This window comes from Burkholderia sp. AW49-1 (genome assembly GCF_053427845.1).
Window position 1 is genome coordinate 189,989 of sequence record NZ_JBSAXF010000011.1, and the last position, 13,495, is coordinate 203,483.

A 13,495-nucleotide genomic window follows, 5' to 3' on the forward strand; every position below is an offset into this window, starting at 1 on the left:
GCCATGCATGCACCGCTAAACGAAACCTGCTTCGCGTGGCGCGGCCGTCGTCGGGACGGCACGCACTGCCGGGGGAACGTCATCGCCTTCGATGCAGCCGCCGCACGGGCAGCACTCGCGCGCGACGGCGTCGCGGTGCTGTCGCTCGACGTCCGCGGCGCGGCCCGACCACCCGCGGCCGGCGCACGAGAGGTCACGCGCTTCACGCGTCAGCTCGCGAGCCTGCTGCAAGCCGGACTACCGCTCGCACCGTCGCTCGAGATGCTCGCCCGCACCCGTACACGCGACGGGCTGCCGCGCATCGCCGCCGGTCTCGCGCGCGAGATCGTCGGCGGGCAACGCTTCGCCGCCGCGCTCGCGCGCTATCCGTCCCAGTTCGGCACGCTGTATCGCCAGTTGATCGAGGTGGGCGAGGCATCGGGTGCGCTCGGTACCGTACTGACCCGCGTCGCGGAGCACCGGGAACGCGCCGACGCGCAATGGCGTAAGCTGCGTGCCGCGCTCGCGTACCCGGTCGCCGTCATCGTGTTCGCGCTCGCGATCTCGGCCGCGCTGATGGTATGGGTCGTGCCGACGTTCCGACAGATTTTCGACGGTTTCGGCGCGGCGCTGCCGGCACCGACCCGCGCCCTGCTCGCCCTCTCTTCCGCGACATCGGCCTGGGGTGGCACGTTGGTTGCGGGCGCAGCCGGCGCCGGACTCGTCGCGCGCCACGCGCTGCGGCGCTCGCCTTCGCTGCGCTATACGGTCGCGCGGCATCTGTTGAATCTGCCGCTCGTCGGCACCGCGCTCACACGCTTCGCGACCGCACGCTGGTGCCGCTCGCTTGCAACGCTGCTCGGCGCGGGCGTCCCGCTCGCCGATGCGTTCGCCACGCTCGAGCGCACCGCCGGCCATCCGGTGTTCGAACAGGCCACCGCACAGATCGCGACGCGCGTGCTGCGCGGCGCGCGTCTGGCCGATGCGATGCACGCGGCGGGATGTTTCCCGGACGACATCGTGCAGCCGATCGCCGTCGCCGAGGAAACCGGCGCGCTCGACACGATGCTCGCCGATATCGCCGCGCTATGCGAGCGCCAGCTCGACGCGCGCCTCGATGCGCTCGCCGCGCTCGGCGAGCCGCTGATCGTAATCGTGCTGGGCGCACTCGTCGGCGGCCTCGTGATCGCGATGTATCTGCCCATCCTTCAGCTGGGCAACGTGGTGTAGCATCGCAACCGATTCTGTCGCCTTTCATGCCCGAACCCGAGCCCCATGACGTCCGCGCCCCTGATCACCGTTTTCGACTCGCCCGACAGCACGTTGCTCGCGCTGGCGATGCTGCCGCCCGCGGTGCAGTATGCGTTCGCCGTCGTGCTCGGCCTGTGCGTCGGCAGCTTCGTGAACGTCGTCGTGCACCGGATCCCGGTGATGATGCAGCGCGCCTGGCAGGCCGAGATCGCCGAAGCGACGGGCAGCGCAAGCGCGCCGCCGGACGACGGCTATCCGCCGCACTACGATCTGTGGCGCCCGCGCAGCGCGTGCCCGCATTGCGGTCACGTGCTGCGCGCGTGGGAGAACATCCCGCTCGTCAGCTACTTGCTGTTGCTCGGGCGCTGCCGTCAGTGCGGCCATGCGATCGGCGTGCGCTATCCACTCGTCGAGCTCGCTGGTGCGCTGCTCGCCGCGGGTTCGCTCGCCGCGTTCGGTCCCACCGTCGCCGCACTCGCAGCGTTCGGACTGTGCGCGGCACTGCTGGCCATGAGCGCGATCGATATCCGGACCGGGTACCTGCCCGATTCGATGACGCTGCCGTTGCTGTGGGCCGGGCTCGCACTGAACCTCGGCGGCACGTTCACGTCACTGCGTTCGGCCGTGGTCGGCGCGATGGCCGGCTACCTGTTCCTGTGGTCGGTCTACTGGCTGTTCAAATGGTTGCGCGGCATCGAGGGCATCGGCTTCGGCGACCTGAAGCTGCTCGCCGCGCTCGGCGCATGGATGGGCTGGGCCGCGCTGCCGCAGGTCGTGCTGTTCGCCGCGGTGACGGGCGCGCTCGTCGGGCTCGTCGCGACCTGGCGCGGACGCATGCGCTTCGAGGAGCCGATTCCGTTTGGCCCGTTCCTCGCGGCAGGCGGCGTCGCGACGCTGTTTTTCGGCACCCCTTTCTATTCGGCACTCGGCGGGTGACATGACGTACCGCCGGCGGTCACCATGTTCGCTGCGTCGCGAGGAGGCGCTTCGCTGCCTCGTGACGGCCCGGCGGAGGCTCACATGTTTGCAATAGGACTCACCGGCGGCATCGGCAGCGGCAAGACGACCGTCGCCGACATGTTCGCCGCACGCGGTGCATCGCTCGTCGATACCGACCTGATCGCGCACCGCATCACCGCACCGGCCGGCCTCGCGATGCCGGCGATCGAACATGCATTCGGACCTGACTTCGTCGCGGCCGACGGCTCGCTCGACCGTGCGAAGATGCGTGCACTCATTTTCAGCGACGACGACGCACGCCGGCGCCTCGAAGCGATCACGCATCCGCTGATCCGCGCCGAGACCGAGCGCGAGGCCCGCGAAGCGCAGGGCCCTTACGTGATCTTCGTCGTGCCGCTGCTCGTGGAGTCAGGTAACTGGAAGGCACGCAGCGATCGCGTGCTGGTCGTCGACTGTCCGGTCGAAACGCAGATTGCACGTGTGATGCGGCGCAATGATTTCACGCGAGAACAGGTCGAAGCGATCATCGCGAGACAAGCGACGCGCGAAGCGCGGCTCGCTGCGGCCGACGACGTGATCGTCAACGACGCGACGACACCGGCTGCTCTCGCCGCACAGGTCGATGCACTGCACCAACGTTATCTCGCATTCGCGGCCGCCGCCCACTGACCGACGCGCGCGATCGTGATGGTGTACGAAATTGGTGCGTTGCTAGGGTAGACAGTGAGCATTAGAATGTCCTGCATTGTTTCAATCCCTACCCTAGAGGCGAGCGCGCTTGATTCTTTACGAGTATCCGTTCAACGAGCGAATTCGCACGCTGTTGCGCCTCGAAGACCTGTTCGAGCGCTTCGCGTTCTTTTTGGCTCAGGAGGACCCGCGTGAGCATCACGTCGCGCTGACGACGCTGTTCGAAATCGCCGAGGTCACAGGCCGCGCGGACCTGAAATCGGATCTGATGAAGGAGCTCGAACGTCAACGCCAGACGCTCGCCCCCTTTCGCGGCAATCCGGGCATCGAACAGAATGCGCTCGAGGCCGTGCTCGGTGAAATCGAGCAGACGCTCGCCAATCTTGCGCAGATGCAGGGCAAGACCGGGCAGCATCTGATCGACAACGAGTGGCTCGCCAGCATCCGCAGCCGCGCGGTGATTCCCGGCGGCACGTGCAAGTTCGACCTGCCGTCGTACTATGCGTGGCAGCAATGGCCCGCGGAACAACGGCGCCAGGACATCGCGAAATGGATCCTGCCGCTGCTGCCGCTGCGCGACGCCGCTGCGATCGTGTTGCGGCTCGCGCGTGAATCGGGCCAGGCTTCGAAAGTGATGGCGATGCAGGGCAGCTACCAGCAAATGCTGTCGGGGCGCACTTATCAGCTGATGCAGGTGCGCGTGCCCCCGGAGCTGCGCGTGATTCCCGAAGCGAGCGCCAACAAATACATGCTGTGGGTACGGTTCACCATGCAGGACGGCGACGTGCGGCCGCGCGCGGTGGACATCGACGTGCCATTCCACCTGACACTGTGCAATCTGTAACGGCCGCGTGCCGGTTCGACGCTCTCGTATGACTACCGTTGTGAAATGTCCTTCGTGCGGCGCAGAAGTGCGCTGGACGCCTGAAAACAAGTTCCGTCCCTTCTGTTCGGCCCGCTGCAAGCAGCTCGACCTCGGCGCATGGGCCGCAGAAAAGTACCGGATCGGCGGGTCCTCCGACGAGGGTCCGTCGTCGGAGGAAGACGGCACCGACGGCCGCCGCGACAGCTGAGCGGCGCGCGACACCGCCCGTCCTGCGATATGGCCCGCCTTTCAGGCGAGCCGCCACGGCGTCATTGCGACGCCGCCTCCTTCTCGAGCAGCTCCAGCACCGGCAGCGCCGCCGGCAACAGCGGCGCGACCTCGACCGGCAGCTGCTGCCACACGAACGCCTGCCCTTCCTTGCTGTGCGGCTCGCCCGTCCAGCCCGTCACCTTGCAGAAATAGAGCCGCACGTACGCGTGCGGATAATCGTGCTCGAGCGTATGCCAGCGGTGGCTGGCCGTGACTTCGATGCCGAGTTCCTCGTGCAATTCGCGCGCCAGCGCGTCCTCCACACTCTCCCCGGCCTCCAGCTTGCCGCCGGGAAACTCCCAGTAGCCCTCGTACGGCTTACCCTGAAGCCGCTGCGCGAGCAGGTAACGGCCGTCCGCCTGCACCATCACGCCGACCGCGACCTCTGTCACCTTGCGTCCATCGGGCGCGCGCACGCTGCCCGCTGCGAAATCCGCACTCATGCCTGCTCCTTGCGACCCGACCAGTCGCGCGCGAACTGCCATGCGACGCGACCCGAACGCGAACCACGCTCGAGCGCCCAGACGAGCGCGTCGCCGCGCGCCGTCTCGATCTCGGCGTCCGCACAGCCGAAATGGCGTAGCCAATGCGCGACGATGTCGAGGTAATCGTCCTGCTTGAACGGGTAGAAGCTGACCCAAAGGCCGAAGCGCTCCGACAGCGAGATCTTTTCCTCGACGACTTCACCGGGGTGGATCTCGCCGTCCGGCAGATGCTTGTACGACTCGTTGTCGCTCATATACTCGGGCAGCAGATGGCGGCGGTTCGACGTCGCGTAGATCAGCACGTTGTCGGACTGCGCGGCGATCGAGCCGTCGAGCGCGACCTTCAGCGCCTTGTAGCCCGACTCGCCCTCCTCGAACGACAGGTCGTCGCAGAACACGATGAACCGCTCCGGACGCTGCGAGATCAGGTCGACGATGTCGCCGAGATCGTGCAGGTCGTCTTTGTCGACTTCGATCAGGCGCAGGCCGTCCTTCGCATACGCGTTCAGGCAGGCCTTGATCAGGGACGACTTGCCGGTGCCGCGCGCACCGGTCAGCAGCACGTTGTTCGCCGGCTTGCACTGGACGAACTGCCGCGTGTTCTGCTCGATCAGCCCTTTCTGTCGATCGATGTTGTGCAGGTCGTCGAGCGTGATCGACGATGCTGCCGGCACCGGCTGCAGATAGCCGCGCCCTTGGCGCTTACGCCAGCGGAACGCGGTGGCGGCGTTCCAGTCGATGGCCGCCGACGCAGGCGGCAGCATCCCCTCGAGGCGGCCGAGCAGCGCTTCCGCGCGCGTCAGAAACTGTTCGAGCTTGTCCATGTCGTTCGGGCGCTCCCGATCAGGAGCGGTAATCCGCGTTGATGCTCACGTAATCGTGCGACAGGTCGCACGTCCAGACCGTTGCCTGCGCGTCGCCGCGGCCGAGCAGCACGCGGATCGTGATTTCGCTCTGCTTCATCACGCGCTGGCCGTCCTCCTCCTGGTAAGCCGGGTTGCGGCCACCGGCCTTCGCGACGAGCACGTCGTCGAGATAGAGATCGATCTTGCCGACGTCGAGATCCGTGACGCCCGCGTAGCCGATCGCCGCGAGGATCCGGCCCAGGTTGGGGTCGGATGCATAGAAGGCCGTCTTCACGAGCGGCGAGTGCCCGATCGCATACGCGATCTGGCGGCACTCGGCGACGCTCTTGCCGCCCTCGACCTGCACCGTCATGAATTTCGTCGCGCCTTCGCCATCGCGCACGATCAGCTGCGACAGCACCTGGGCGACCTGCGTGACCGCGTCGCGCAGCGCCGCATAGGCCGGCGAATCGGTCGACGTGATCGCGGGCAGCGTGCTCTTGCCGGACGCGATCAGGATGAACGAGTCGTTCGTCGACGTGTCGCCGTCGATCGTGATGCAGTTGAACGAGCGGTCGGCCACTTCCTTCACGAGCGTGTCGAGCACCGGCTGCGCCACGTTCGCATCGAACGCGAGGAAGCCCAGCATCGTCGCCATGTTCGGCTTGATCATGCCCGCACCCTTGCTGATGCCCGTCAACGTGACCGTGTGGCCGTCGATCGTCACCTGGCGCGACGTGGCCTTCGGCAGGGTGTCGGTCGTCATGATCGCCTGCGCGGCGTCGTACCAGTTCGCGGCCTTGCGATTTGCGAGCGCTGTCGGCAGCCCGGCCTTCAGGCGGTCGATCGGCAGCGGCTCGAGAATCACGCCGGTCGAGAACGGCAGCACCTGTGCAGCGTCGATGCCCGTGAGGCGCGCGAGTTCCGAGCAGGTCTCGCGCGTGTTCGCGAGGCCCGGCTCGCCGGTGCCCGCATTCGCATTGCCCGTGTTCACGACGAGCGCGCGGATGCCCGCACCGCCGGCACGCACCTTTGCCAGGTGCTCGCGGCACACCGTCACCGGCGCGGCGCAGAAGCGATTCTCGGTGAACACGCCGGCGACCGTCGCCCCTTCGTCAACGGAGATGACCAGCACGTCCTTGCGATTCGGCTTGCGGATGTTCGCTTCCGCCCAGCCGAGCGTGACGCCGGCGACGGGATGGAGTTGGGCGGGATCGATCGACGGAAAATTGACAGCCATGGGGCACACCTGCCGGATGGAAAATGCCGGCATGCGCCGGCATCGATTGGAAGAACCGGCGGCCGCACGCGCGGGCCGCCGCAACTCACATCACTGACTCGAAGCTGCGAACGAAGCGGCACGCGAATGCGCGCCGCCGCCGATCATGACAGCTTCCCGTGACATTGCTTGTACTTTTTGCCGCTGCCGCACGGGCACGGGTCGTTGCGGCCGACCTTCGGCATCTCGCCGCCGGGGCCGCTGTGGGTCATCGCGCTGCCGACCATGTCGGCCGTCGCCGTGGCCGCGGTGGCGGCCGCGACGTTCGCGACCGGCGCGCCGGATTCCGCGTAGTCGGCATGCTGATACTCGACGTTTTCGAGATGACCGCCGCGCTCCTCGATCTGCTCGGCGGCTTCCTCGAGCTGCTCCGGCGACTGGATCTGCACGTTCATCACGATGCGCGTCACTTCCTGCTTGATCGCCTCGAGCATCGCGGCGAACAGCTCGAACGCTTCGCGCTTGTATTCCTGCTTCGGGTTCTTCTGCGCGTAGCCGCGCAGGTGGATGCCCTGGCGCAGGTGGTCGAGCGCCGCGAGGTGCTCGCGCCACAGGCGGTCGACCGTCTGCAGCATCACCGAGCGCTCGAACGCGCTGAACGATTCACGGCCGACCATCGCGACCTTCGTCTCGTACTGCTCGTCGGCGGCGGTCGTCACCGCTTCGAGAATCTCCTCGGCCGTGATCGACGACGACTCGTTCACCATTTCCTGGATCGCGAGGTCGAGCTGCCAGTCGTTGCGCAGCACTTCCTCGAGTTCGGGCACGTCCCACTGTTCCTCGATGCTGCCCTGCGGCACGAACTGGTGGACGACTTCCGCGATCACGCCATGACGCATCGCCGAGATCGTCTCGGTGATGTCGTGGGCTTCGAGCAGTTCATTGCGCTGCTGGTAGATCACCTTGCGCTGGTCGTTCGACACATCGTCGTATTCGAGCAGCTGCTTGCGTATATCGAAGTTGCGCGCTTCGACCTTGCGTTGCGCGGACTCGATCGAACGCGTGACGATGCCGGCCTCGATCGCCTCGCCTTCCGGCATCTTCAGGCGATCCATGATCGAGCGCACGCGGTCGCCCGCGAAGATGCGCAGCAGCGGATCGTCGAGCGACAGGTAGAAGCGCGACGAGCCCGGGTCGCCCTGGCGGCCCGCACGGCCGCGCAGCTGGTTGTCGATCCGGCGCGATTCGTGGCGCTCGGTGCCGATGATGTGCAGGCCGCCCGCGGCCTTCACCTGCTCGTGCAGCGTTTCCCACTCGTCGTGCAGCTGCTTGATGCGGCGCGCTTTTTCGTCGGCGGGGATCGCGTCGTCGGCGTCGATGAACGCAGCCTGCTTCTCGGCGTTGCCGCCGAGCACGATGTCGGTACCACGACCGGCCATGTTGGTCGCGATCGTGATGCGGTTCGGACGGCCGGCTTCCGCGACGATCGCAGCTTCACGCTCGTGCTGCTTCGCGTTCAGCACCTCGTGCGGCAGGCCGGCCTGCTTCAGCAGGTGCGACAGCAGTTCCGAATTCTCGATCGACGTCGTGCCGACCAGCACCGGCTGGCCGCGCTCGTAGCAGTCGCGAATGTCGCGGATCACCGCGTCGTAGCGCTCCTTGGCCGTCTTGTAGATCTGGTCCTGCTTGTCGATCCGCTTCGGCGGGCGGTTGGTCGGGATCACGACCGTCTCGAGGCCGTAGATCTCGTTGAATTCGTACGCTTCGGTGTCGGCCGTACCGGTCATGCCCGCGAGCTTCGCGTACATGCGGAAGTAGTTCTGGAAGGTGATCGAGGCGAGCGTCTGGTTCTCGCTCTGGATCTTCACGTGCTCCTTCGCCTCGACCGCCTGATGCAGGCCGTCGGACCAGCGGCGGCCCGCCATCAGGCGGCCCGTGAATTCGTCGACGATCACCACTTCGCCGTTCTGCACGACGTAGTGCTGGTCCTTGTGGAACAGCGTGTGCGCGCGCAGCGCGGCGTACACGTGGTGCATCAGCGTGATGTTCTGCGGCGCGTAGAGGCTTTCGCCCTCGCCGATCAGGCCCCACTCGGCGAGCAGCCGCTCGGCCTTCTCGTGGCCCGACTCCGTCAGGAACACCTGGCGCGCCTTCTCGTCGAGCGTGTAGTCGCCCGGCTTCTCGACACCCGTGCCGTCGGCCTTCTCCTCGCCGATCTGGCGCTCGAGCAGCGGCGGCAGCGCGTTCATCCGCACGTACAGTTCGGTGTGATCTTCCGCCTGGCCGGAGATGATCAGCGGCGTACGCGCCTCGTCGATCAGGATCGAGTCCACTTCGTCGACGACCGCGAAGTTCAGTGCCCGCTGCACGCGCGCGTCGGTCTCGTAGACCATGTTGTCGCGCAGGTAGTCGAAGCCGAACTCGTTGTTCGTGCCGTACGTGATGTCCGCCGCGTAGGCTTGCTGCTTCTGGTCGTGCTCCATGCCGGACAGGTTGATGCCGACCGACAGACCGAGGAAGTTGTAGAGGCGCGCCATCCATTCGGCGTCGCGCTGCGCGAGATAGTCGTTGACCGTCACGACGTGCACGCCACGGCCGGCCAGCGCATTCAGGTAGACGGGCAGCGTCGCGACGAGCGTCTTGCCTTCGCCGGTGCGCATTTCCGCGATCTTGCCGTAGTGGAGCACCATGCCGCCGATCATCTGCACGTCGAAGTGGCGCATCTTCAGCACGCGGCGGCTCGCCTCCCGGCAGACCGCGAACGCCTCGGGCAGCAGCTTGTCGAGCGACTCGCCGCCCGCGATCCGCTGGCGGAACTCATCCGTCTTGCCGCGCAACTGGTCGTCCGTCAGCTTCTCGATCTGCGTTTCGAGCGCATTGATCGTCGCGACGGTCTTTTGGTATTGCTTGACGAGCCGCTGGTTGCGGCTGCCAAAAATTTTCTGGAGAAAACCGGTTGTCATCGGATCGGATCCTGCGTCGCAGCACCGGCGCCCGGCGCGCGTTGCGCGCCCCGACGCCCGAGCCTCGGCGGCTTAGCGAATTAGTGGAATCAAACGAGGAATTTTAGCACGCGAGGAAGCATGCGCCGGTGTCCCGGCCGGACTCGCGCCACACGCCAAACCCGTGCGGGCAATCGGGCGCATGGCCCGAAAGCCGCCCGTGCGCGAGCCGGCGCGGGTACAATCGGCGTCAACGTCCGCGCCCGTGCGCGCCCGAAGAATGCCTCGATGAACCGATTTCCCAAGCGTTTCGGCCCGCTCCCCGCGTATCGCCCGCAACCCGTGTCCGAAGTGCTCAACCGCACCGACGCGTTCGCGGCGCTGCGCGCCGGCGTCGAACAGGTCGCGTCGCTGCAGCGCGATCTCGCCGCGCTGCTGCCCGACTATCTTGCGAATCATGTCGAACCGGGCTCCATCAAGGACGGCACCCTGACCCTCTTTGCCGCGCACAATGCGCTTGCCGCCCGGCTGCGGCAGGTCGAGCCGCGCCTGCTCGCCGATCTCCAGAAGCGCGGCTGGCCGGTCTCGGCGCTGCGCGTGCGCGTGCGTCCGAAGGACGCGCCGGAACCGCCGCACGTGAAGCAGGCGCGCATGACGACCGTCGGCGCCACCGCGTTGCGCGACCTCGCCGATCACCTCGAGCCGTCGCCACTGCAGGCTGCACTCGCGCGAATGGCCGCGCGGCACGGTGCGAAGTCGTCGCGCTGAGTGCGCGCCGCCCCCGCGGGCCTGACGCCCAACAAAAAAGCGACCCGAAGGTCGCTTTTTTATCGCGGGTGCCGAACGCCGATCAGGCGAAGGCCGTCTGCGTGTCGAATGCGAAGCCGCTCGGCGCGGCTTGCGGATCGTCGAACGTGACGATCTCGTACGCGTCCTCGTGCGCGAGCAGTTCGCGCAGCAGCGCGTTGTTCAGCCCGTGACCCGACTTGTATGCGGTGTACGACGCCAGCAGCGGGTGGCCGACCACGTACAGGTCGCCGATCGCGTCGAGCATCTTGTGCTTCACGAACTCGTCGTCGTAGCGCAGCCCGTCGTTGTTCAGGATCCGATATTCGTCGAGCACGATCGCGTTGTCCATGCTGCCGCCGCGTGCGAGACCCAGCTCGCGCATCATTTCGACTTCATGGGCAAAACCGAACGTGCGCGCACGCGCGATCTCGCGCACGTACGACGTGTTCGCGAAGTCGACCTCGAGTTCCTGGCCGGTCTTGTCGACGGCCGGGTGACGGAAGTCGATCGTGAACTTCAGCTTGAAGCCGAAATACGGATCGAGACGCGCGAACTTGTCGCCGTCGCGGATTTCGACCGGCTTCTTCACCTGGATGAAGCGCTTCGGCGCGTTCTGCTCCTCGATGCCCGCGGACTGGATCAGGAACACGAAGGACGCGGCGCTGCCGTCCATGATCGGGATTTCCTCGGCCGTCACGTCGACGTAGAGGTTGTCGATGCCGAGGCCGGCACATGCCGACATCAGGTGCTCGACGGTCGACACGCGCGCACCATCCTTCTGCAGCACCGACGCGAGCCGCGTGTCGCCGATCGACATCGCGGATGCCGGAATGTCGACAGGCGTGGGCAGGTCGACGCGCGAGAAAACGATCCCCGTGCCCGGCGCGGCCGGGCGGAGCGTCAGTTCGACCTTGCGGCCCGAGTGGAGACCGATGCCCACGGTCTTCACGATCGATTTGATGGTGCGCTGCTTCAGCATGATGTTCTTCATCTTGATTGAGAATATCAATCAGGAGTTATATTCGATAGGTGGGATTATAGCGTAATTCCCTATTCAACGCTGTTTGAAACTGCGTATCAATCTGTTTCGACTGTTTACCCGCGCCGATACGGGACGGGCCGATGCCCGGAACGGAGGCGTTTCCGGTCATCGGCCCGTGTTACAACTGCCCTGAGGCCGGTGAGCAGCGTTGCCGGGAGGCAACGGCGCACCGCACGATCAGGACGTCAACGTCGCGAGCACACTCGCCGCATCGCTCACTTCGAACTTGCCCGGCGCTTCGACGGCCAGCGTCTTGACCACACCGTCGTCGACCACCATCGCGTAGCGCAGGGAACGGATTCCCATGCCACGCGCGGACAAATCCTGCGTCAGCCCCAGCGCATGAGTGAAAGCAGCGCTGCCGTCCGCCATCATGCGCACCTTGCCCGCGGTGTGCAGATCACGTCCCCATGCGCCCATCACGAATGCGTCGTTGACGGACACGCACCAGAGCTCGTCGATGCCCGCCGAGCGCAGTTGCTCGGCGTGCTCGACATAACCCGGCACATGCTGCGCCGAACAGGTCGGCGTGAAAGCGCCCGGCAATCCGAAGATCACCACCCGCTTTCCCGCAACCTGGTCGCGCACGCTGCAGGCATTCGGCCCCAGCGTGCAGCCTTCGCGCGCGTCGTCGATGAACTCGAACAGTTGCGCGTCGGGCAGCGCGTCGCCCACTTGAATCATGGCTGGTCCCTCATAGCGATACGGTTTTTCGGCGTATTGCGGACAGCACGTCCCATCCCGCTCCGCTCATGCGAAGAGGGCACGTTTCCCGGCCCGGCGTCGCATTCGACGCGGCCTGTCGTGGTCCGTGGCATCCGTCACGCCGGCGTTACCGCGGCAATCTCGTCGATCGCGCCGCGGCTTCGCCTGTGTGTGCGTCGTCAGTCAGCCTGCTTGCGCAGGAAAGCCGGGATGTCGTACGTGTCGACCCCCTTCTCCTGCAGCGCCTGCACGTGCGATGCCGCGGTTTCGCGCGAGTTGCGCCATACCGCCGGCGTATCGAGCGCGCCGTAGTCGGCCGTGCTGACGTGCTGCGGCTGCGCATAGCCGTGCGAGACCGCGCTGACCGGCTGGTTGTCGGTACCCGTGCGCAGCAGCGTCATCGGAGCCGATTGCTGCTTCTTCGCCGCACGGCCCAGACCCGTCGCCACGACCGTCACGCGCAGTGCATCGCCCATTGCGTCGTCGTACACCGCACCGAAGATCACCGTGGCGTCTTCCGCCGCGTAGCTCTTGATCGTGTTCATCACTTCGCGCGTTTCCGACAGGCGCAGCGAACGGCTCGACGTGATGTTGACCAGCACACCGCGCGCGCCCGACAGATCGACGCCTTCGAGCAGCGGGCTCGCCACGGCCTGTTCCGCCGCGAGGCGTGCGCGATCGACGCCGGCGACCGTCGCCGTGCCCATCATCGCCTTGCCCTGCTCGCCCATCACCGTCTTCACGTCTTCGAAGTCGACGTTCACGAGGCCATCGACATTGATGATTTCGGCAATGCCTGCAACCGCGTTGTTCAACACGTCGTCCGCGCACTGGAAGCACTTGTCCATCTCGGCGTCATCGCCCATCACGTCGAACAGCTTGTCGTTCAGGACGACGATCAGCGAGTCGACGTGATCCTCCAGTTGCTGCGAGCCTGCTTCCGCGACGCGCATGCGCTTGCCGCCTTCGAATTCGAACGGCTTGCTGACGACACCCACCGTCAGGATGCCCATCTCCTTCGCGATCTGCGCGACCACCGGCGCCGCGCCCGTGCCCGTACCGCCACCCATGCCGGCCGTGATGAACACCATGTGCGCGCCACGCAACGCGTCGGCGATGCGCTCACGCGCCTCTTCCGCCGCCGCCTTGCCCATTTCCGGCTTCGCGCCGGCGCCGAGGCCGGTGTTGCCGAGCTGGATCACGGACGGTGCGCGCGCACGCGACAACGCCTGTGCGTCGGTGTTCATCACGATGAAATCGACGCCCTGCACGCCACGGTTGATCATGTGCTGAACGGCATTGCCGCCAGCGCCGCCAACGCCGACCACCTTGATGATGGTGCCGTTGGTTTCGGTTTCCAGCATTTCGAATTCCATTGTTGCCTCCGTCAAGAAAATAAAACTACTCGGCCGTTATTCGGCAGGAGATCGGGCAACCCCCTGTCGCGCGCCAG

The 13,495-nt window shown here is 66.2% G+C and carries 13 protein-coding genes; 6 read left to right on the forward strand and 7 right to left on the reverse strand.

Annotation, left to right across the window (positions count from 1 at the left end):
• Window positions 1–3 precede the first annotated feature (3 nt).
• The 5 genes from ACV22W_RS18940 to ACV22W_RS18960 all read left to right on the forward strand — a co-directional run bounded on the left by ACV22W_RS18940 (window position 4) and on the right by ACV22W_RS18960 (window position 3,953).
• Window positions 4–1,209 (forward strand): type II secretion system F family protein, encoded by a 1,206-nt coding sequence (locus ACV22W_RS18940; protein WP_448020990.1) that lies wholly within the window; start codon window positions 4–6, stop codon window positions 1,207–1,209.
• Between the two features lie 45 nt (window positions 1,210–1,254).
• Window positions 1,255–2,166, forward strand: coding sequence for a prepilin peptidase (locus ACV22W_RS18945; protein ID WP_448020991.1), 912 nt, complete (start codon window positions 1,255–1,257; stop codon window positions 2,164–2,166).
• Between the two features lie 84 nt (window positions 2,167–2,250).
• On the forward strand, window positions 2,251–2,859 hold the full coding sequence (gene coaE, locus ACV22W_RS18950) for a dephospho-CoA kinase (protein WP_059820699.1): 609 nt from the start codon (window positions 2,251–2,253) through the stop codon (window positions 2,857–2,859).
• 109 nt (window positions 2,860–2,968) lie between these two features.
• Window positions 2,969–3,724 (forward strand): cell division protein ZapD, encoded by a 756-nt coding sequence (zapD, locus tag ACV22W_RS18955; protein ID WP_059535184.1) that lies wholly within the window; start codon window positions 2,969–2,971, stop codon window positions 3,722–3,724.
• Between the two features lie 28 nt (window positions 3,725–3,752).
• Window positions 3,753–3,953, forward strand: coding sequence for a DNA gyrase inhibitor YacG (locus ACV22W_RS18960; RefSeq protein WP_039317342.1), 201 nt, complete (start codon window positions 3,753–3,755; stop codon window positions 3,951–3,953).
• A gap of 61 nt (window positions 3,954–4,014) precedes the next feature.
• Here the strand turns inward: ACV22W_RS18960 and ACV22W_RS18965 are convergent, their stop codons facing one another.
• From ACV22W_RS18965 to secA, 4 genes are all read right to left on the reverse strand, one after another.
• Window positions 4,015–4,458, reverse strand: coding sequence for an NUDIX domain-containing protein (locus ACV22W_RS18965; protein ID WP_059820698.1), 444 nt, complete (start codon window positions 4,456–4,458; stop codon window positions 4,015–4,017).
• Entirely contained in the window at window positions 4,455–5,324 is an 870-nt protein-coding gene (locus ACV22W_RS18970; RefSeq protein ID WP_448020993.1) for an ATP-binding protein, read from the reverse strand. The genes ACV22W_RS18965 and ACV22W_RS18970 overlap by 4 nt, the downstream gene beginning before the upstream one ends.
• Before the next feature lie 19 nt (window positions 5,325–5,343).
• Window positions 5,344–6,585, reverse strand: a complete 1,242-nt coding sequence (gene argJ, locus ACV22W_RS18975) for a bifunctional glutamate N-acetyltransferase/amino-acid acetyltransferase ArgJ (protein ID WP_448020995.1) — start codon at window positions 6,583–6,585, stop codon at window positions 5,344–5,346.
• Between the two features lie 143 nt (window positions 6,586–6,728).
• Complete coding sequence (gene secA, locus ACV22W_RS18980) at window positions 6,729–9,527, reverse strand: preprotein translocase subunit SecA (RefSeq protein ID WP_448020997.1); 2,799 nt, start codon at window positions 9,525–9,527, stop codon at window positions 6,729–6,731.
• A gap of 267 nt (window positions 9,528–9,794) precedes the next feature.
• Here secA and ACV22W_RS18985 point away from each other — a divergent pair, with 267 nt between their 5' ends.
• Window positions 9,795–10,274, forward strand: coding sequence for a DciA family protein (locus ACV22W_RS18985; protein WP_448020999.1), 480 nt, complete (start codon window positions 9,795–9,797; stop codon window positions 10,272–10,274).
• Window positions 10,275–10,356: 82 nt separating this feature from the next.
• On the opposite strand, the gene lpxC is transcribed toward ACV22W_RS18985, so the two are convergent.
• From lpxC to ftsZ, 3 genes are all read right to left on the reverse strand, one after another.
• Window positions 10,357–11,274 carry a UDP-3-O-acyl-N-acetylglucosamine deacetylase gene (lpxC, locus tag ACV22W_RS18990; RefSeq protein WP_059535496.1) on the reverse strand — a complete coding sequence of 306 codons (918 nt, stop codon included), beginning with the start codon at window positions 11,272–11,274 and terminating at the stop codon, window positions 10,357–10,359.
• Window positions 11,275–11,514: 240 nt separating this feature from the next.
• Entirely contained in the window at window positions 11,515–12,021 is a 507-nt protein-coding gene (locus ACV22W_RS18995; RefSeq protein WP_059535173.1) for a peroxiredoxin, read from the reverse strand.
• A 200-nt stretch (window positions 12,022–12,221) separates the two neighbouring features.
• On the reverse strand, window positions 12,222–13,418 hold the full coding sequence (ftsZ, locus tag ACV22W_RS19000) for a cell division protein FtsZ (protein WP_011883181.1): 1,197 nt from the start codon (window positions 13,416–13,418) through the stop codon (window positions 12,222–12,224).
• Between the last annotated feature and the right edge of the window lie 77 nt (window positions 13,419–13,495).